Source organism: Dyella sp. AD56 (assembly GCF_002878475.1).
Classification (GTDB): Bacteria; Pseudomonadota; Gammaproteobacteria; order Xanthomonadales; family Rhodanobacteraceae; genus Dyella.
In genome coordinates this window covers 329344-346508 of the sequence record NZ_NRDP01000011.1, presented here as the reverse complement: position 1 = coordinate 346508, position 17165 = coordinate 329344, and the positions used below count along the sequence as shown (strand labels likewise).

General features: G+C 63.2%; 14 protein-coding genes. 7 read left to right on the top strand and 7 right to left on the bottom strand.

Going from position 1 to position 17165, the window contains the following annotated elements; translation table 11 throughout:
• Positions 1-4: 4 nt before the first annotated feature.
• A complete protein-coding gene (locus tag DyAD56_RS09855; RefSeq protein ID WP_102302570.1) occupies positions 5-484 on the bottom strand; it encodes an SET domain-containing protein in 480 nt (159 codons plus the stop codon).
• 105 nt (positions 485-589) lie between these two features.
• Positions 590-931, bottom strand: a complete 342-nt coding sequence (locus tag DyAD56_RS09850; protein WP_102302569.1) for a helix-hairpin-helix domain-containing protein — start codon at positions 929-931, stop codon at positions 590-592.
• Between the two features lie 191 nt (positions 932-1122).
• On the opposite strand from DyAD56_RS09850, the gene DyAD56_RS09845 reads away from it, so the two are divergent.
• The 3 genes from DyAD56_RS09845 (at position 1123) to DyAD56_RS09835 (ending at position 4336) form a co-directional block, all read left to right on the top strand.
• Positions 1123-2547, top strand: a complete 1425-nt coding sequence (locus DyAD56_RS09845; protein WP_102302568.1) for a M20 family metallopeptidase — start codon at positions 1123-1125, stop codon at positions 2545-2547.
• Positions 2548-2655: 108 nt separating this feature from the next.
• Positions 2656-3357, top strand: coding sequence for a YggS family pyridoxal phosphate-dependent enzyme (locus DyAD56_RS09840; RefSeq protein WP_102302567.1), 702 nt, complete (start codon positions 2656-2658; stop codon positions 3355-3357).
• Between the two features lie 256 nt (positions 3358-3613).
• Positions 3614-4336, top strand: coding sequence for a C40 family peptidase (locus DyAD56_RS09835; protein ID WP_102302566.1), 723 nt, complete (start codon positions 3614-3616; stop codon positions 4334-4336).
• Between the two features lie 68 nt (positions 4337-4404).
• Here DyAD56_RS09835 and DyAD56_RS09830 read toward each other — a convergent pair whose 3' ends face one another.
• Positions 4405-5046, bottom strand: coding sequence for a nucleoside-diphosphate sugar epimerase (locus DyAD56_RS09830; RefSeq protein ID WP_102302565.1), 642 nt, complete (start codon positions 5044-5046; stop codon positions 4405-4407).
• A gap of 98 nt (positions 5047-5144) precedes the next feature.
• Here DyAD56_RS09830 and gloA point away from each other — a divergent pair, with 98 nt between their 5' ends.
• Positions 5145-5672: a lactoylglutathione lyase gene (gene gloA / locus DyAD56_RS09825; protein ID WP_102302618.1), complete on the top strand. Its 528-nt coding sequence runs from the start codon at positions 5145-5147 to the stop codon at positions 5670-5672.
• A 5-nt stretch (positions 5673-5677) separates the two neighbouring features.
• Here gloA and DyAD56_RS09820 read toward each other — a convergent pair whose 3' ends face one another.
• On the bottom strand, positions 5678-7318 hold the full coding sequence (locus tag DyAD56_RS09820; RefSeq protein WP_102302564.1) for a M28 family peptidase: 1641 nt from the start codon (positions 7316-7318) through the stop codon (positions 5678-5680).
• 111 nt (positions 7319-7429) lie between these two features.
• Entirely contained in the window at positions 7430-10018 is a 2589-nt protein-coding gene (locus DyAD56_RS09815) for a TonB-dependent receptor (protein ID WP_102302563.1), read from the bottom strand.
• 686 nt (positions 10019-10704) lie between these two features.
• Here DyAD56_RS09815 and DyAD56_RS09810 point away from each other — a divergent pair.
• From DyAD56_RS09810 to DyAD56_RS09800, 3 genes are read left to right on the top strand one after another with little or no spacing between them, the layout of a single operon-like run.
• Positions 10705-11355 carry a rhomboid family intramembrane serine protease gene (locus DyAD56_RS09810; protein ID WP_102302562.1) on the top strand — a complete coding sequence of 217 codons (651 nt, stop codon included), beginning with the start codon at positions 10705-10707 and terminating at the stop codon, positions 11353-11355.
• Between the two features lie 25 nt (positions 11356-11380).
• Positions 11381-12766, top strand: coding sequence for an amino acid permease (locus DyAD56_RS09805; protein ID WP_102302561.1), 1386 nt, complete (start codon positions 11381-11383; stop codon positions 12764-12766).
• 52 nt (positions 12767-12818) lie between these two features.
• The gene (locus tag DyAD56_RS09800) at positions 12819-13520 is read left to right on the top strand and encodes an aspartate/glutamate racemase family protein (protein WP_102302560.1); all 702 of its coding nucleotides are present in this window, start codon (positions 12819-12821) and stop codon (positions 13518-13520) included.
• 27 nt (positions 13521-13547) lie between these two features.
• Here DyAD56_RS09800 and DyAD56_RS09795 read toward each other — a convergent pair whose 3' ends face one another.
• Both DyAD56_RS09795 and rapA read right to left on the bottom strand, forming a co-directional pair.
• Positions 13548-13985 (bottom strand): GFA family protein, encoded by a 438-nt coding sequence (locus tag DyAD56_RS09795; RefSeq protein ID WP_233202361.1) that lies wholly within the window; start codon positions 13983-13985, stop codon positions 13548-13550.
• A 69-nt stretch (positions 13986-14054) separates the two neighbouring features.
• Positions 14055-16892, bottom strand: coding sequence for an RNA polymerase-associated protein RapA (rapA, locus tag DyAD56_RS09790; RefSeq protein ID WP_102302558.1), 2838 nt, complete (start codon positions 16890-16892; stop codon positions 14055-14057).
• Positions 16893-17165 lie beyond the last annotated feature (273 nt).

Here is a 17165-nt window from a genome sequence, read left to right as displayed (position 1 = left end):
ATCTTCAGCAAGCAAGTCGGGTGCCATCGAGCAGTGCCGCCAAAGCGTGCGTGCTCGTCCGAAGGCTTTCGATCCATGGCAGGCCTACGATGCGCTGCCCGGTGTCAGCATCGACAAAGACCTCTTCCTCACCCGGAGGTAACAGGTGGCGGTAATCCACCGTGATTTCTGTGCCGGCGGGCAAGTCATGTGCGGCAAACACGAAACCCAGATGCCACAACCCCGTGGGCGCGAAGCTATGGTTGACGTAGCACTCGTCGGGCCAGTCCGGGGACACGGTGTAGCGGTCCTCGAACCAGCGAGCGCTCGCGTAAAGCTGTGCCGATAGCTCCGGCGAGCCGGTCAGCTCGTCGTAGCGATAAGTGCGGTCAATAGCGTCCGGCGCCGACACAATCTGCCCGGCGGCGACATCTTCAAGTAAGAACAACCCCTGACCCGCACCAGCGATGTTCGACGCGGCTATGCGGTAACGCGGAACAATCATGGCAGCCCTAACCGATGGCAAGGCGGCCGAGTGTAGGCGCATCCGGCGAGGGTTTCCAGACCTCGCCGGATGCGATTCTTGTACGCAAGTGCTTGACGGGTTTGGTTATTGCCCGCTGGCCTTGGTCGATTTGGTGCTGGGCTTGGTCGTTGCCGGTGCCGTTGCGGGCTTGGCCGGGGCATCGGCATCGCCCAGCAGGATGGCGCTGCGGTTGCGTTCCAGTGTGGCCGGGCCGATGCCCTTCACGTGCGACAGGTCGTCGGCGCTCTTGAACGGACCGTGCTCGTCGCGGTAAGCGACGATGGCTGCGGCCTTGGTTGGGCCGACGCCGTCCAGCGAGCTGGCCAGCGTGGCCGCGTCCGCCTTGTTGACGTTGACGGGCGTAGCTGCGAAGACCGGCCAGGCCAATGCCAGGGCCAGCAACGTTGCTGCGATCTGCTTGAACATAATGTGTTCCCTTGGTTGACGCGGCCTCTTCGTGGCCGCAGGAAAACTGTGCCGAGACGTCACGCAAAAAACTGTCGGCCGAGCGGAAGCTTCCGTGGCGATTTGTGCCCGGCGCAGCGTGGGCGTTCGGACGGGAGCTCTCGCCGGGGCTGATACAATGGCCCTCTTTTCCCACGCTGCAGGAGTCACTCATGGATACCGCCCGCCTCAACCGTTTCATCAGCGGACTGTGGGATGACGAGATCGTGCCGCAGCTGGTCGAATACATCCGCATTCCGAACAAGTCGCCGATGTTCGATCCCAAGTGGGTGGAACACGGCTACATGGATGCCGCGGTGAAACTGATGGAGACGTGGGCGCGCAGCAAGCTGTCGTCGCTGCCCGGCGCCACGCTCGAGGTGGTGCGCCTGGAAGGCCGCACGCCGCTCATCTACATCGAAGTGCCGGGCACGGGCGATGACACCGTCGTGCTCTACGGCCATCTCGACAAACAGCCGGAAATGACCGGTTGGGCCGAAGGCCTTGGCCCGTGGACGCCGGTGATCAAGGGCGACAAGCTCTATGGTCGCGGTGGCGCTGACGACGGTTACGCCATCTTCGGTTCGCTGGCGGCGCTGCTGGCGCTGCACGAGCAGGGTGTACCGCATGCGCGTTGTGTTGTGCTGATCGAAGCCTGTGAAGAATCGGGTAGCTACGATCTGCCGTACTACGTCGACCATCTGGCTGATCGCATTGGCAACCCGTCGCTGGTGGTGTGTCTCGACTCGGGTTGCGGCAACTACGATCAGCTGTGGCTTACCACCTCGCTGCGCGGCATGACCGGTGGCGAGCTCACTGTGCAGGTGCTGGAAGAGGGCGTGCACTCGGGTGATGCGTCGGGCGTGGTGCCGTCGAGCTTCCGCATCCTGCGCGAACTGCTGAGCCGCCTGGAAGATCAGGAGACCGGCACGATCAAGCCGAAGGAGCTGTACGTCGATATCCCGCCGCAGCGTATCGAACAGGCGAAGAAGTCTGCCGAAGTGCTGGGCACGGCGGTGTACGACAAGTTCCCGTTTGTCGAAGGCATGCATCCGGTGACCGACGACCTCACCCAGCTTGTGCTCAACCGCACCTGGCGCCCGCAGTTGGCTGTCACGGGTGTTGACGGTATGCCGCCGCTGGAAAGCGCCGGCAACGTGCTGCGTCCGAAGACCTCGGTGAAGCTCAGCCTGCGTGTGCCACCGACGCTCAACGGTGCCAAGGCTGGCCAGTTCCTCAAGCAGCTGCTGGAGAAGGATCCGCCGTACGGCGCCAAGGTCACCTTCAAGCTGGAAAAAGACGGCAGCGGCTGGAACGCCCCGCAGTTGTCGGCATGGCTGGAAGAAGCAGTCGCCAAGGCATCGGAAACCTACTTCGGCGCACCGTCTGCCTACATGGGTGAGGGCGGCAGCATCCCGTTCATGGGCATGCTGGGCGAGAAGTTCCCCAAGGCGCAGTTCCTCATCACCGGCGTACTGGGCCCGCACTCCAATGCGCACGGTCCGAACGAGTTCCTGCATATCCCCACCGGCAAGAAGGTCTCGATGGTGGTGGCCGACGTGGTCGCCCGTCATTTCGAACAGGGCGCCAAGGCCTGACGCTGACCGTTGCCCCGGCCATGTGCCGGGGCAACGCATTTTTCGCCCGCGCCGGGCGCCGGTATCGACTGGCCTGATGCCCGTGCGGACATGCAGGGGTTGCCAGTGATGACCGATTCTTCAAACGACTTCTCTTATCTCGCCGCGAACTGGGTATCGGTGCGCGAACGCGTGGACGACGCGTGCCGCTCCGCAGGTCGCGATCCGGGCGAGGTATCGATCCTGCCTGTCAGCAAAACGTTCGGCCCTGAAATGGTGCGGGCGGCCATGGCGTTGGGCTTGCATCGCTTCGGCGAAAACAAAGTGCAGGAAATCCGTAGCAAGTCCGAGGCGCTGGCGGGCGAGGACATCGCGTGGGTGGTGATCGGGCATCTGCAGACCAACAAGACAAAAGACGTGGCGCGGCTGGCCAGCGAAGTGCAGTCGCTCGACCGGTTGGAGCTCGCCGATGCGCTGCAGCGGCGGCTGGAGATCGAGAGCCGCACCATCGACGTGCTCATTGAGGTCAAGACCTCCCCAGAGGAGAGCAAGCACGGTCTGGCGCCCGATGGATTGCCTGCCTTTTTGGACGCGCTGCGCGGCTACGACCGCCTGCGGGTGCGTGGCCTGATGACGCTGGCGGTGCAGTCGGAAGATCCGGCTGCGGTTCGTGCCTGCTTCCGCCGGTTACGCCTGCTGAGGGATGTGGAGCAAGGCCGGGGGCACGATTTGCCGCGCCTTTCCATGGGCATGAGCGGGGATTTTCCCCTCGCCATCGCCGAGGGAGCGACCGAGATTCGGGTCGGTACGGCGATTTTTGGTGTGAGATAAGTCGCAAAACATGCGGTACCGAACGGAACAATTAGTTTACTAATTGATCAATATGTAACCAATTTGACACACTTTTCATCGAAAAATCAGTTAGTTGTCACTCAAGCATGGGCCGTGCCAGATTTCGAAACGATAGAGTTTAGTTAACCCCATCCGAACATACGGCCTTTCTCCCTTTGATAAGTTCACGGCTCCATCACGGCCCGCCGGAAGTAACGGCGGCGTAACTAACGAACCGCAAAGGGATTTGTCCCACATGCCAACGAAGCGAATTCTCGCCGCTGCTGCGCTTGCTGGTGCACTGCTCATTTCCCTTCCGCTCTTCGCTGAACCGCTGACCACCACCCAGGCGACTACGCCGTCTTCGTCTTCCGTCGCTCCGAACCTCATGGGTCAGCTGGCTGTGTTCTCGCCGGCCGCCATGCTGGCTCAGTCCGCCGCCCCGGCCCAGGCCGCCACCAAGGCAGCCGCCGATAAGTCGGCCGGTTGGGGCGATGATGACGACGCCGACAGCGCGGACATGCCGAACGCTGGCGTTGCCGGCAATGCCGTCGTAGCACTCGCCAACGACACGTCCGATCTCCGCAAGACCCTGATCAGCCTGGCCATGCAGCTGCGTGACATCCGTTACGTGCGCGGCGGGCGCGATCCCTCCACCGGTTTCGATTGCAGCGGTTTCGTCCGCTATGTGTTCGCCCATGCCGTCGGCCTCGAGCTGCCGACCAATTCCGCTTCGCAGTTCCTGGCTGGCCTGAAGGTCAACCGCAGCGAGATGAAGCCGGGCGACCTGGTGTTCTTCCGCACCGCAGGCAAGCGCGGCCAGGGCCGCATTTCCCATGTGGGCATCTATATCGCCAACGGCCAGTTCATCCATTCGCCCTCGCGCGGCAAGACAGTGCGCGTGGACAGCCTGGACGAGTCGTACTGGGCCCAGCGTTTCGCTGGCGCCAAGCGCCCGGGTGCACTCGCCCGTAGCTGATTTGGACGTCACCGTCAGTCAAAGGCCGCCCTTGAGGCGGCCTTTTTTTGCCCAAGTATTGTGTTGCTTCAGTCGCCCAGTTGCTGGAGCTCGTCCGACTCGACGATGCGCAAACCGTTTCCAGGTGCCTGCGCCAGCCGCCACATGGCCGTTGCCACGGTGCCGGCCTCTATGCCCCGCCAGCGGCCGGGCAGAAAGCGGGAGAAGGGGGCTGCCAGCACCTCGCCCATGCGTGGCTTGTGACGGGCGCCCAGGAGCAGGGACGGCCTGACGATGGTGAGGCGCGGCCATTCCTGTTTCTGTAGCGCCAGTTCCAACTCGCCCTTGGTCCGGTTGTAGAAGAGGCGCGATGCCGGATCGGCGCCGAGCGCGCTGATCACCAGATAGTGGCTGGCGCCCAGGGCGCGGGCATGCCGACCGAGCGATACAGGCAGGTCGTAGTCGACCATCCGGAAGGCTTCGCGCGAACCGGCCTGCCGGATAGTGGTGCCAAGGCAGCAGAACACGGTGTCGACCTGTCCATGCAACTGGGCGATCAAGTGGCTGACCATGCCGACAGGATTGCTGAGTTTCGGATGCGCGGGCAGGGCGTGGCGCGTCGGGGCGAGTACCTGCGTGACACCTTCGTCCGCAAGCAAGAGCCCGAGCAGCTTCTGCCCGGTCAGCCCGGTGGCACCGGCAAGCAGTACGTGGCGTGGCGCGGCGTTCATGGCGACATTCTATGGCCAGGTTCGTTATTCCAATGGAAGGCTTGCCTGGTTCGGGATAAACCCCATCTCCAGAAATCGTTTTCATGGAGCCGAAGCTGATGCCGCTTTCCCACCTGCTCGACATGCCGGGCGTCCAGACGCCGGAACCCGCCACCCGCGGCTACGTGTTCAACCACACCATGATTCGCGTGAAGGATCTGGCTCGTTCACTGGATTTCTATACGCGCGTGCTGGGTTTCACGCCGGTGCATCGCCAGGACTTCGCGGAAGCTGCGTTCACCATCGTGTATCTGGTGCTGGCCCCGGATCGTAGCGTGATCCCCGAGGATGATGCCGCGCGCCTGCAGTGGGTGCTCGGGCAGCCCGGCGTGCTGGAGCTGACGCATAACCACGGTACCGAGCACGACGAAGGGTTTCATTACCACCATGGCAATGCAGAGCCGCGTGGCTTTGGTCACCTGTGCGTGTCGGTGCCCGATGTGGAAGAAGCCTGTGCCCGTTTCGAGGCCATGGGCGTAACGTTCCAGAAGCGGCTAACCGATGGGCGGATGAGGCACATCGCCTTCATTCGCGATCCGGACGATTACTGGATCGAGATTCTGCAGCCCGCCGCGTACATCGCCTAAGGCTCTTATAGCCCTTGCATGCTCTCCGGGCGGTGGTAGTCACTGCCCGGCTTCCACTGCGGGAAGGTGTCCTCCATGGACAACCGACTGCCCACCATAAAGAGTGCGCGGACGTCTTCGACGGTTCCGCTGAGATCCCATTCGGGATCGAACGTGCCGTGCGCGGCCATAGTGTCACCGGCGGTGGGCGCCGCGTCGGGCTGCGTTGCTGCTGAGCGCGCATAGAGTACGGGCACGCCAGCGCGGGCAAAGCTCAACTGATCGGAGCGAAAGAAGAAGCCTTTTTCGGGCGTGACGTCAGCGGTTACTCGTCGACGCTGCGCGTGCGCGGCATCCATCAGGTAGTCGTCGAGCTGCGATTGGCCGAAGCCGATCACGGCCAGCGCGCTGGCGGGGCCATTGACCGGCAACATGTCGAGATTGATGTCGGCCACTGTGTGGGCCAGCGGCGCTAGCGGATGCTGCACGTAGTAGCGCGAGCCGATCAGGCCGTTCTCGTCCAGGGTGGTGGCGATGAAGAGGATGGTGCGATGCGACTTCGGCGCGCGGTGGGCAAAGGCCTCGGCGATCTCCAGTAGACCCGCCATGCCGGTAGCGTTGTCGACCGTGCCGTGTGCGGGCTCACCCGGGGCAGGGATGTGGTCCCAATGCGCGGAGTACACGATGGTTTCGTCGGGACGCCGGGTGCCAGTAATCCGCGCCACCACGTTGTGCGACTCGCCATGGGCAATGGTGCTGTCGAAGCGGGTGTCGAGCGTGGCTTCCAGTGGTACGGCGGTGAAACCGCGCTGGGCGGCCTGCCGCTTGAGCGCATCAAAGTCGGCGCCAGCCTGCATGAAGAGCCTCCGCGCAGCATCCGTGGTCAGCCATCCGGCGACCGACAGGCGTGGGGTGCCTTCCTCGCTCTTGGGAAGATCGAATCGCGCACCACTCCAGCTCATGCGCACCGAGTCCCAGGGATAACCGGCAGCATCGGTGTCGTGCACGATGAAAGCAGCGGTGGCGCCTTCGCGTGCAGCCTCTTCGAACTTGTAGTTCCAGCGCCCGAAATAGGTGTACTCGCGACCGTGGAATAGTGCCGGATCCTGGTTGGCCCAGCCCGGGTCGTTCACCAAGATGATGACCGTCTTGCCTTTGACGTTGGCACCGGCGTAGTCATTCCAGTGCTCGCCCGGAGCATCGATGCCGTAGCCGACGAAAACCAGTGGCGATGCTGTCAATGCACTGTGGGTTTGTTCGTCCAGTGTGCCGGCCACCATGTCCTGGCCGAAAGCGAGCGTGGTCGTGCCGTTCTCGGTCTGCACGTCGAGCGTGGTTTGGTCGGTGTGCTGCACGGTTGCCGATATGTACGGCACCGCCTGGAGCCAGCTGCCGTTGTTGCCTGGTTCCAGGCCGATGCGCTTGTACTGCTGGATGATGTAGTCGGTGGTGCGTTGCTCCGACGCACCGCCCACCGTGCGCCCGAGCAGGGCGTCGGAAGAAAGCACCTTCATGTGCTGCGCGATGTCGTCCACCACGATGCCGGGCGAAAAGTTGTTGTACGAAGGCAGTGCGTCTGCACTGCTGTCGTTGCCGGCATTTGTTTGATGGTGCTGGCAAGCGCATAGCGCAAGGCTCAGCAAGGCAAGGGACCACACGTGACGCATAGAAAGAGATAGCTAGATCGGTGCCTTACTCTAACGCGTCCGTGACGACGGAATGCATACCGGCAAGCATGGCTTCCGGTATGCATGCGTCGCAAAAAAATGCGGTAACGATCAGAACGTGTAGTTCACCCCGAGCGTTACGACGCGGCCTCGCGGATCCGCCTGTGTGATGTCGAAGTAGGGCGTGGAAGGATCCCACGGCGGACGCCGGTTTTGCAGGTTCTGTACCGCGAGCGTGATCGTGGTTTTTGCAAGTCCGGTGTAAGCCACGGAAAGGTCGAACGTGCTCCAGTTCTTCACGCGGGTGGGGTAGTCGGGCGTAAGGAGGTTCTCCGGATTCTGCTTGTAGCCATCGACGTAGTACCAAGTCAGCGTGCTAGCCACGTCGCCGATCGACCAGGTGAGCCCGGTGGTGCCGCGCCACTTGGGCAACGAGCCGAAGATGTTGGTGCCCGCGCCGTTCACCGGCGCATCGCCCGCCACCAGTGGCTGGCTGTACTTGAGCAGTCGCGTGATCGAGCTGTCGAGCGAGAAGTCACCCCAGCCCTGCGTGCGCAGTGCCTGATGGAAATCGATGTCCACGCCGTCCGTGGTGAGACTCTGCTGGTTCTGATACTGGTTGTAGATGGTGATGATGCGTCCCTGCGCATCGCGTTGCACGCGCGGGTCTTTGCGCTGTACCAGTGCTGCGTCGTTGTCGGGCCCGATGATGCCGTCCTGCACGATGTGGTAGTAGTCCATGCCAATGCTGGTGTCGGCGCTTGGCGATACGACAAAGCCGGCGTTGTAGTTGGTCGATCGCTCGGGACGCAAATGTGGGTTTGCGGTAAAGACGTCCGTATAGCCACGACGCTGCCCGGGCGTGACCGGATCGTACGGGTCGATCACGGTGCTGTAGCTCACGGCGGTGCTATTGGTGATCTCCGGCAGCGACGGTGCGCGGAAACCACGCGAATACGAGCCGCGTAGCAGCAGCCAGTCCAGCGGCTGGTAGCGCAGGCTGAACTTGGGTGCGAACGCGTTGCCGAAGTCGCTGTAGTGATCCAGTCGTCCCGCAACGTTGGCTTCCAGCGTGGTCAGCACAGGAATATTGAATTCCGCATAGGCGGCATTGACGCTGCGCGAGCCTTGGATGATGTCGATGGCGGGTCGCAGTTCCGACCCGGAAAGCACCGCCTGCGACGTGCGCGAGTTCATCGCTTCATGGCGAAACTGGTAGCCCGTCGCGAAACCTACGGCGCCGGCGGGAAGATCGAACAACTGCGTACTCGCCGTGGCATCCACCGTACTCAGTCGGGAGACGGCCGGTCGAATGGTGGAAAGGCGCAGGGCATCGACCGCGGATGCTGGGTTGTCGTTGCTGGCCAGATCGTAGCCGCCATCGGCCAGTAGCGATTGGAACGCGTAGCGGTTGCCGAAGTCGGTAACGTATTCCTTGAGGCTGCTCTCGGAGTGCTGTGCCGACACATCCCAGTCCCAGGCGCCCGTTTGGCCTTTTACTCCCGCCAGGAAGCGCGTGAAGATGGTGCGGTCGCGCTTGTTGCGTTGACCAACGTCCCACAGGTTGGTGTTCACCGGCGTCGGCACGCCGTAGGGGTTGGCGGGATTGCCCACCGGCAGGGTGGTATCGATGTTCACCAGCCGCTGGTTGGTGTTGTCCCACGCGCGCAAGCCACTGCCGATGGACAGCGGCGCCCCGAAGACGAAGGACGCGTGGCTGCGGCTGTAGATCGCTTCGCCATAACCCTCGATGTTGTCTGTCAACTTCACGGTGGCGCGCAGTACAGCGTGGTATCGCTCCACGCCGGGAATCACCGAGTCGTACTGCGCGGGGTTGTATGCCCAAACCTCGCCGGTTTTGCCTGGGGTAATGGCGCCGTATGGCACTTTCTGTACCGGCCCGACAGCGTTGGCGAAGCCCTGAGTGGGGTCGTTGTTGTAGTAGTTGGTGGGAACCCAGTTGAGCTGTCCACCGGGCTTGTTACGGAAATCGTTGTTGCGCAGCCAGCTCACGTCACTGGCGTTGAGCTGGTTGCTGCGCGTGCCGTCGAGCGCGAAGAACACGTTATAGCCGTCCTTCTTCACGTCGCCGTGGCCGAGCAGCAGGTGAAAGTTGTTCTGCGTCTGCCCGGTGCCTTCCGTGCTCGTACCAAAACTGGCGCCGGCTTCGGCTCCTTGATAGTTCTGGCGCAGGATGATGTTGACCACGCCCGCGATGGCGTCGGAGCCATACACTGCCGACGCGCCGTCCTTCAGCACTTCGATGCGCTCGACCGCGGCGAGCGGAAGGGAGTTGAGGTCGACGAACGTGTCTTGCAGTTGGTAGGCCGTGGCGTAGTTGGCCACGCGTTTGCCATCGACGAGGATCAACGTGTTTTTCTGGCCGAGGCCACGCAACGACATGCCCGCCGTGCCCGCGGAGAAGCTGCCCGTGAGCTGTTCGTTGACGCTATTGCCCGTGTTGGCCGAGATGCCGCGGAGGAAATCGGGAAGCGTGGTTTTACCGCTGACCTTGATCTGGTCTGCGGTGATGACTTGTACGGGGCTGGGGCCTTCGGTGTCGGTGGTCTTGATGTTGGAGCCGGTCACTGTCACCGCTTCCAACTGGGTCGGTTTACCGTCCGTGGTTTCTTCCGCGTGTAGGGCGGGAATCGCCAGCGCTGCAGCGATGGCGAGGGGGAGCAAGCCTGGTTTGAACATGGGGAGCAGTAGTCCTTGTGCGCATGCCCGTCCCTGCTCATGGCCAGGTGGAGGTATGCAGATGAGGACAGCGGGGGAGCTGTCTTGGAATGGCCGTGGGGACGGCTAAAAGGAGAGCGTGGGGACGCTCAGAGCTGAGGGATCAGCCGATCCGACACATTCGACAGCGGCAACAGCACGTCGCGGTATGCGAGCGCGTGCGAATCGTGGTCGAAGCGAGGGTGTGGACGTTGTGCATGTGAATCACCGGAAAGACGGAGTCTTGCGGGTGCGGCGGAGCGCCGCGCGGAGTATCTGCTAGGTCGCGGTCAACAGCCGCAACACATCGCCGCGAGGCGGTGTGCGGTGTCGATGGCCATGCAGAAACTCCGGATGTTCACGATGCAATGTATCCCTGGAAGAACTCGAAGGCCGGTTGGGTTGGCCGTCTGGACGTCCATTTGTCCATCAAGTTTTCACGATGTCAACACAATCGGAGAGGGCGGATGGGGTTTCGCACCGGGTAAACCTTACGATCGGGGCGAAATCCCTTACGGTTGTGCGGCCCGCCCGTTGTCGAGGGAGGTATGCGGCGTATTGTCGCACCTTGCCGGCGTCGAGCCGATTGTCAGCCGCAAGCAAGCGTGGCGGCGCCGAGCCGGTCCAGCTAGGCTTGGGGAGATTCGCTTCGCGGAATAGCGCCCGATATGCCGTTCGACCTGCCTACCGTCACCCGTAACCTGTTGATCGCCAACGTAGCGGTGTTCCTGCTGCAGCAGTTCATGGGCGAAACTCTGTTGACCTATTTCGCGCTGTGGCCGTGGGGGCCCGACCAGGTGGCGCAGGGCGCCCAGGGTCTGGTGTCCGTCGGGTTCCGGCCCTGGCAGCTGGTGACCTACGCCTTCATGCATGGCAGCGTGCTGCACCTGTTTTCGAACATGTTGGCGCTCTATATGTTCGGCGGCCAGATCGAGCGTGTGTTCGGCACGCGCAATTTCGTCATCTATTACTTCGTCTGCCTGATCGTCGCCGCGCTGGCGCAACTGGTGGTGGTGAACTGGTTCACCGGTGGGTTCTACCCGACACTGGGCGCGTCGGGTGCCATCTTCGGCATCCTGCTGGCGTTTGGCATGTTGTTCCCGCACGACAAGATGATGCTGATCTTCCTGCCCATCCCGATCTCGGCCTGGCTGTTCGTCACCCTCTATGCGCTGGCCGAGCTCTACATGGGCGTGACCGGCACGGCAGCGGGCATCGCGCACTTCGCCCACTTGGGTGGCATGTTGGGCGGCTTTGTACTCATCCAATACTGGCGGGGCAAGCTCCCCATCAAGCCGCAGCGCCAGCTCAGGCGTTGATTCTTTCCGTTCTTCGGCTGTTCCCATGACTCAGCACCTCCAGCGCCGCCTGACGCCGCGCCATATCACCTTCATGGCGCTTGGCATGGCCATCGGCGCGGGCCTGTTCCTGGGCTCCGCCGATGCGATCAAGCTGGCCGGTCCGTCCGTGTTGTTCGCCTACATGGTTGGCGGCGTGATGATTTTCATCATCATGCGCGCGCTGGGCGAGATGACCGTACGCGACCCGGTGCCCGGTTCCTTTGCCGTGTATGCGCAGCGTTACCTGGGGTCCTTCGCCGGCTACGTCACCGGCTGGAACTACTGGCTGCTGATGGTGGGTGTGGGCATGGCCGAGGCCACGGCCGTGGGTGCCTACATGCAGGCGTGGTTCCCCGACTGGCCGCGTTGGATTTGGGTGCTCGCCAGCGTGGTGATGATCGGCGGCTTGAACCTGCTCACCGTGAAGATCTACGGCGAGATGGAATTCTGGTTCACCCTGATCAAGGTGGTCACGGTACTGGCGATGATCGCCTGTGGCTTGGCCATCATCTTTCTGGGTTGGGGCAATGGCGGCCAGCCGACGGGTCTGTCGAACCTGTGGTCGCATGGCGGATGGTTTCCGCATGGCGTGCTGGGCATGGTGATGGCGCTGCCCGTGGTGGTGTTCTCGTTCGGCGGCGTGGAAACCGTCGGCATCGCGGCGGGCGAAGCCGCCCAGCCGGAGCGCACCATCCCCCGCGCGGTGAACTCGGTGCTGTGGCGCATCCTGATCTTCTACGTCGGCGCGTTGTTCGTGATCATGGCGATCTATCCGTGGACAGGCCTGGGCGAGCATGGCAGCCCGTTCGTCACCACGTTCGCCAAGCTAGGCATTCCGCAGGCTGCGGGCTTGATCAACTTCGTGGTGATCACGGCGGCGCTGTCGGGTTTCAATAGCACCACCTTCAGCGGAAGCCGCATGCTCTATAGCCTGGCCTGCAAGGGGCAGGCGCCCGCGGGGTTGGGCGGTGTGAACGGGCAGGGCGTGCCGGTGCGCGCCATTCTCGCCACGCTGGCGGTGCTGTTGCTGGCCGTGCTGCTGAACTACCTTGTGCCGGCCAAGGTGTTTGGCATGATGATGTCCATCCTCTCGTTCAATACCGTGTGGACATGGACGATGGTGTTGCTGGCGCACTACAGCTTTCGCCGTCAGATGCGCTTGAACGGTGAGGAGCCGTCCGGCTTCCGCCTGCGCTGGTGGCCGTTCAGTGGCATCGTCTGTCTGGCGTTCTTTGCCTTCGTGGTGGTGATGCTGGGCGTGAACCCGGATACGCGCGTGGCGCTCTATGTCGGTGCGGCGTGGATCGCACTGCTCAGCATCACGTACTACCTCTGTGGCGTGCGTGATCGCATGCTGCGCGTCGAGAAGACGGTCGCCGAAGCTGCCTGACGAGTAGGTAGACTCCCATAAGTCAGGTCGGTCCGCGGCCAAGGGAGTTTGCATGCGCACGATCGGTGTCATCGGCGGCATGAGTTGGGAATCCAGCGCGCTCTACTATCAGTGGATCAACCGCGCCGTAAGGGATCGCTGTGGGCCACTGCATTCGGCGCGCTTGCTGCTCGATAGCCTGGACTTCAGTGAGATCGCCCGCTGGCAGCGCGACGGTGACTGGGATGCCGCAGGCCAGGCGCTCGCCGCATCGGCGCAAAGGCTGGAGGCAGGTGGCGCCGAGTGCATCGTTCTGGCGACGAATACCATGCACAAGGTCGCCGATGCGATAACGGCCACTACCCGCCTGCCGTTCATTCACATTGCTGATCCGACCGGTGAAGCTATTCGGCGGCAGGGCATGGGCAACGTACTGCTGCTGGGTACCGCGTTCACCATGAACGAAGATTTCTATCGGTCGCGCTTGCAGGAAAAGCATGGCGTGCACTGCCTGTTGCCCAACGAGCACGATCGGGGGCAGGTGCATCGCATCATCTACGACGAGCTGTGTGCGGGCGTGATCAACGACGCGTCGCGCGAGATCTATCAAGGCATCGTGGCGAAGGCGCATACCGAAGGCGCGCAGGGCGTGATCCTAGGCTGCACGGAAATCGGCTTGCTGCTGCGGCAGGAAGACAGCCCTTTGCCCTTGTTCGATACCGCAGCGCTGCACGCCAAGGCCGCTGTGGACTTTGCATTGGGCGACGCGGCATAACGCGTCACGCATGCAACGCGGCGGGCATTACGCGTAAAGCGGGCCGTCCCAGCCTTCCAGGTACTTCGGAAGCGCGTCGACGATATCGAATGCGCGCGACGCGTAGAACAGATGCATGGTCGGCGCCAGCCGCTCGGGTAGCTGGCCTGCGTGATGGCGGGCAAAGCGCGCGTTGGGTATGACGATCATGCCTAGCCGGTTCTGCCCATGGACCAGTTCGCCACAGTGGCGGCAGCTGTAACGATGCATGGCGCGCAGCGGATGCGGATAGTCGAGTAGCGCTTCGGGATCGCCATCATGCGTGACCCGCTCCGGCTGCCACGCGGTGGCGGTCAAGAGCGTCGAGCCGTAGAGATCGCGACAGGCGTGGCAGTGGCAGATGGCGCGGGCGACGGGGTCGCCCTGTATCGTCATCACGATGGCGCCACAGTCGCAGCGCAGTGTTTCCGTTCCGGTGTCCGGCATGACTGTTTCCTGTTCCATGGAAAACGTTGTGCTTAGGGCCGCTACGTTTCGTTAGCGGCCCTTATTGCCTTATCGCAGGGCCAGAAAGTCCGGACTCACCACAAAGCGCACGGCGTCCAGTCGCAGGCGTGCCCCTGGCAGCGCCTTCAGCATGGCGGTACGTTCGTCGGCAACAGTGGAGATCTCCGCTTCGCTGATCGCGGGGTTCACTGCGCGCAACGCCAGCAGGCGGGACAGCTCTGCATCGAGCGTGTCGGTGGCCTGCGCCACCGCCTCGTCGACGTGCACCTTGGCGCGTTCGCTGGCGATGGCTTCTGCCTTCTCAAGCATCGGCGGTACCAGCTTGCCGAGGAACTTGCGATAGCGCGCCACTTCAATGGTGCGATCAGCGGCCTTGCGCAAGCCAATGTCACTCGGACGGAAATCCGCGCGCTCGGCCAGGCGTGTGTCGATGGTCACCACGATGGGCTGCGGCGGCAGGAAGCGTTCGGCATCCAGCTTGCGGTCGGCCACGCATTCGATCAGGAACACGGCCTGCAGCAAGGCGCTGCGGGGCGGCAGCACGTCATCGACGAGGAAGGCTGCGTTGCCCTGTTCGTTGGACAACGTGAGATCCAGTGCACCCATCACCATCGGGTGATCCAGCCGCAGCAGCGGCAACTCTTCGCGGGCCAGTGCCACGTCACGCGCGAACGTGACGGCCTGCGGGCCCTCCGAGAAGCCGGGCAGGGCATCGGTGGAGAGGTATTGCGGATCGAGCAGGAGCACCTTGCCACCCAGCTCCTCGGCGTGGATGCCGAAGCGCTCCAGCAGACTCTGGATGAAGGCGTCGCGGCTCGGGTCATTGTCTTCGCGGGTAAACGCCTGCTGCAGTTCATCGGCATGCAAGTCGCGGCTGGCGGCGAGTTCCAGCAGGTGGTCGCGGCCATCGCGGATCAGTGCGGCCATTTCTTCATGGGCGCCACGCGTTTCGGCCAGCAGTACGTCCAGTTCCTGGTCGCGGTTGTCATCGCCACGTGCGTGTTCGTCGGCAAGGCGCGCCAGCGGCTCGCCGAAGCGGCGCAGCAATTCGCGGCCGTCCGCCGGGCTGACGCGGAATGCATCGATGCCCTCGTCGTACCACCGCGCCAGTACGTGTTGCGCGCTGTCCGCGATAGCCAGCACGTGGATGCTGATGTCGTGTTTCTGGCCGATGCGATCGAGGCGGCCGATGCGCTGTTCCAGCAAGTCGGGGTCGAGCGGCAAGTCCCACAACACCAAGCGGTGTGCGAACTGGAAGTTGCGACCTTCCGAGCCAATCTCCGAGCACAGCAGCAGACGCGCGCCATCGGGCTGCGCGAAATACGCCGCATTGCGGTCGCGCTGCACGATGCCCAAGCCCTCGTGGAAGCGGGCCAGACCCACGCCACTCTTGGTGCGCAGGGCCTCCTCCAGTGCGAGCACCTTGGCTTGGCTGCGACAGATCAGCAGGAATTTGTCCTGCGGATGGGCTTCGAGCAGAGCGACTAGCGTGTCGATGCGCGGATCGTTGCCGTAGTCGATTTCAATGGCCGGTGCCGGCTGCTGCATGTCTGCGTGGAACTCCGCCAGCAAGGCCTGGCGGCCGTTGTCGCTCAGCGTGTCCTTGTCGATCAGGTGCCACACCGGAATGCGCTTGGGGAAGCCGCCGATGCTGGCGCGTCGGTTGCGGAACATGGCGCGGCCGGTGCCGTGGCGGTCAATCAGTGCGGCCAGGATTTCGTGGGCGTTTTCCGGTTTGGCCGTGTCGGCGAGGCGAGCAAGCAGCGTCTCGTCGCCAGCGAAGGCGTCGCGCAGCGTGGCTCGTTGCGCGTCGTCGAGCGGCTGACTTTCCAGCAGGCGGTCGGCAATCTTCGACAGGTTATGGAAGGTGTCCGACTCGGACAGGTAGGCGTCCAGGTCGTGGTAGCGCTGCGGATCCAGCAGGCGTAGGCGTGCAAAGTGGCCGCTGCGACCCAGCTGTTCTGGCGTGGCGGTGAGCAGGATCACGCCCGGCGTAGCGGCGGCAAGCTGGTCTACCAGCGTATATCGCGGGCTGGCGGCCTCGGGTGTCCAGGCGAGGTGATGGGCTTCATCCACCACTAGCAGGTCCCAGCGAGCATCGAGCAACTGCTGCGCACGCTTGGGTGACTGCTCCAGGAAGGTGAAGTCGGCGATGACCAACTGTTCGTCTTCAAACGGGTTGGCGCCGTCGCTCTGCTCCAGCGCCTCGCAGCGCTCCTCGTCGTAGATCGCAAAGCTGAGGTTGAAGCGCCGCAGCAGCTCCACAAACCACTGGTAGACCAATGTGTCGGGCAGGAGCAGTAGCACCCGGCCAGCGCGGCCGGTGGCGAGTTGGCGGGCGATGATCATGCCCGCTTCGATGGTCTTGCCCAGACCCACTTCGTCCGCAAGCAGCACGCGGGGAGGGCGGCGCGAGGCGGCGATGCCGGCCACGCGCAGCTGGTGTGGCACCAGACCGATGCGCGCGGCGCCAAGGCCCCATGCGGGCGACCGGCGCGCCTCGGCACGGCGCTTCAGGCCTTCCAGACGCAATTCAAAGTGGGAAACGGGGTCGGTGCGGCCGCCAATCAGGCGGTCGTCGGCCTGGCTCACGCTCTGCTCGTCGTCGAGCTGGCCTTCCTCCAGTTCACGGCCTTCGCCGCGGTACACCAGCAGCTCCTCGCGAACTTCCACCCGCTCGACCAGAAAGGCGATGCCCTTGCCAGCCACGCGTTGTCCGGGGCGGAACTCCGCACGCACCAGCGGCGCCGAGTCGATCGCGTAGGGGCGCAGCACGCCGGCCTTGGCGAACAGCACTTGCACGCCGCGTCCCTCGACGCGAAGCACGGTGCCAAGGCCAAGCTCGGGCTCGGCGGTGGATATCCAACGTTGACCAGGAACAAACATCGGTAAGTGGGACCGGAGGTTACAAGGGGCGCCAATTATCCGCTCTGTGGTTGTGGATGCCTAGCGAAACCCTGGGAGACGGGCCCAATGTCAGTGATGGCCGTCACTTACGGAGGGTGAGAGCTGACCGCTTGTCGGGTAAATCCTTCCAGTAGTCGGCTGCTGACTGGTGGGGTGGAAACGGCTAGGTAGAGTTCGCCCCAAGAGGACCGGCATAGCTCAAGTCGGTCTCGTCACGTCAGCGGGTGGAGCGCTGGCGGCTCTTTAGTCAGG

What these genes read in the sequence shown, in the direction of transcription:
- DyAD56_RS09855 (WP_102302570.1), bottom strand. Translation starts at nt 484, where the DNA reads ATGATTGTTCCGCGTTACCGCATAGCCGCGTCGAACATCGCTGGTGCG.
- DyAD56_RS09850 (WP_102302569.1), bottom strand. Translation starts at nt 931, where the DNA reads ATGTTCAAGCAGATCGCAGCAACGTTGCTGGCCCTGGCATTGGCCTGG.
- DyAD56_RS09845 (WP_102302568.1), top strand. Translation starts at nt 1,123, where the DNA reads ATGGATACCGCCCGCCTCAACCGTTTCATCAGCGGACTGTGGGATGAC.
- DyAD56_RS09840 (WP_102302567.1), top strand. Translation starts at nt 2,656, where the DNA reads ATGACCGATTCTTCAAACGACTTCTCTTATCTCGCCGCGAACTGGGTA.
- DyAD56_RS09835 (WP_102302566.1), top strand. Translation starts at nt 3,614, where the DNA reads ATGCCAACGAAGCGAATTCTCGCCGCTGCTGCGCTTGCTGGTGCACTG.
- DyAD56_RS09830 (WP_102302565.1), bottom strand. Translation starts at nt 5,046, where the DNA reads ATGAACGCCGCGCCACGCCACGTACTGCTTGCCGGTGCCACCGGGCTG.
- gloA (WP_102302618.1), top strand. Translation starts at nt 5,145, where the DNA reads ATGCCGCTTTCCCACCTGCTCGACATGCCGGGCGTCCAGACGCCGGAA.
- DyAD56_RS09820 (WP_102302564.1), bottom strand. Translation starts at nt 7,318, where the DNA reads ATGCGTCACGTGTGGTCCCTTGCCTTGCTGAGCCTTGCGCTATGCGCT.
- DyAD56_RS09815 (WP_102302563.1), bottom strand. Translation starts at nt 10,018, where the DNA reads ATGTTCAAACCAGGCTTGCTCCCCCTCGCCATCGCTGCAGCGCTGGCG.
- DyAD56_RS09810 (WP_102302562.1), top strand. Translation starts at nt 10,705, where the DNA reads ATGCCGTTCGACCTGCCTACCGTCACCCGTAACCTGTTGATCGCCAAC.
- DyAD56_RS09805 (WP_102302561.1), top strand. Translation starts at nt 11,381, where the DNA reads ATGACTCAGCACCTCCAGCGCCGCCTGACGCCGCGCCATATCACCTTC.
- DyAD56_RS09800 (WP_102302560.1), top strand. Translation starts at nt 12,819, where the DNA reads ATGCGCACGATCGGTGTCATCGGCGGCATGAGTTGGGAATCCAGCGCG.
- DyAD56_RS09795 (WP_233202361.1), bottom strand. Translation starts at nt 13,985, where the DNA reads ATGCCGGACACCGGAACGGAAACACTGCGCTGCGACTGTGGCGCCATC.
- rapA (WP_102302558.1), bottom strand. Translation starts at nt 16,892, where the DNA reads ATGTTTGTTCCTGGTCAACGTTGGATATCCACCGCCGAGCCCGAGCTT.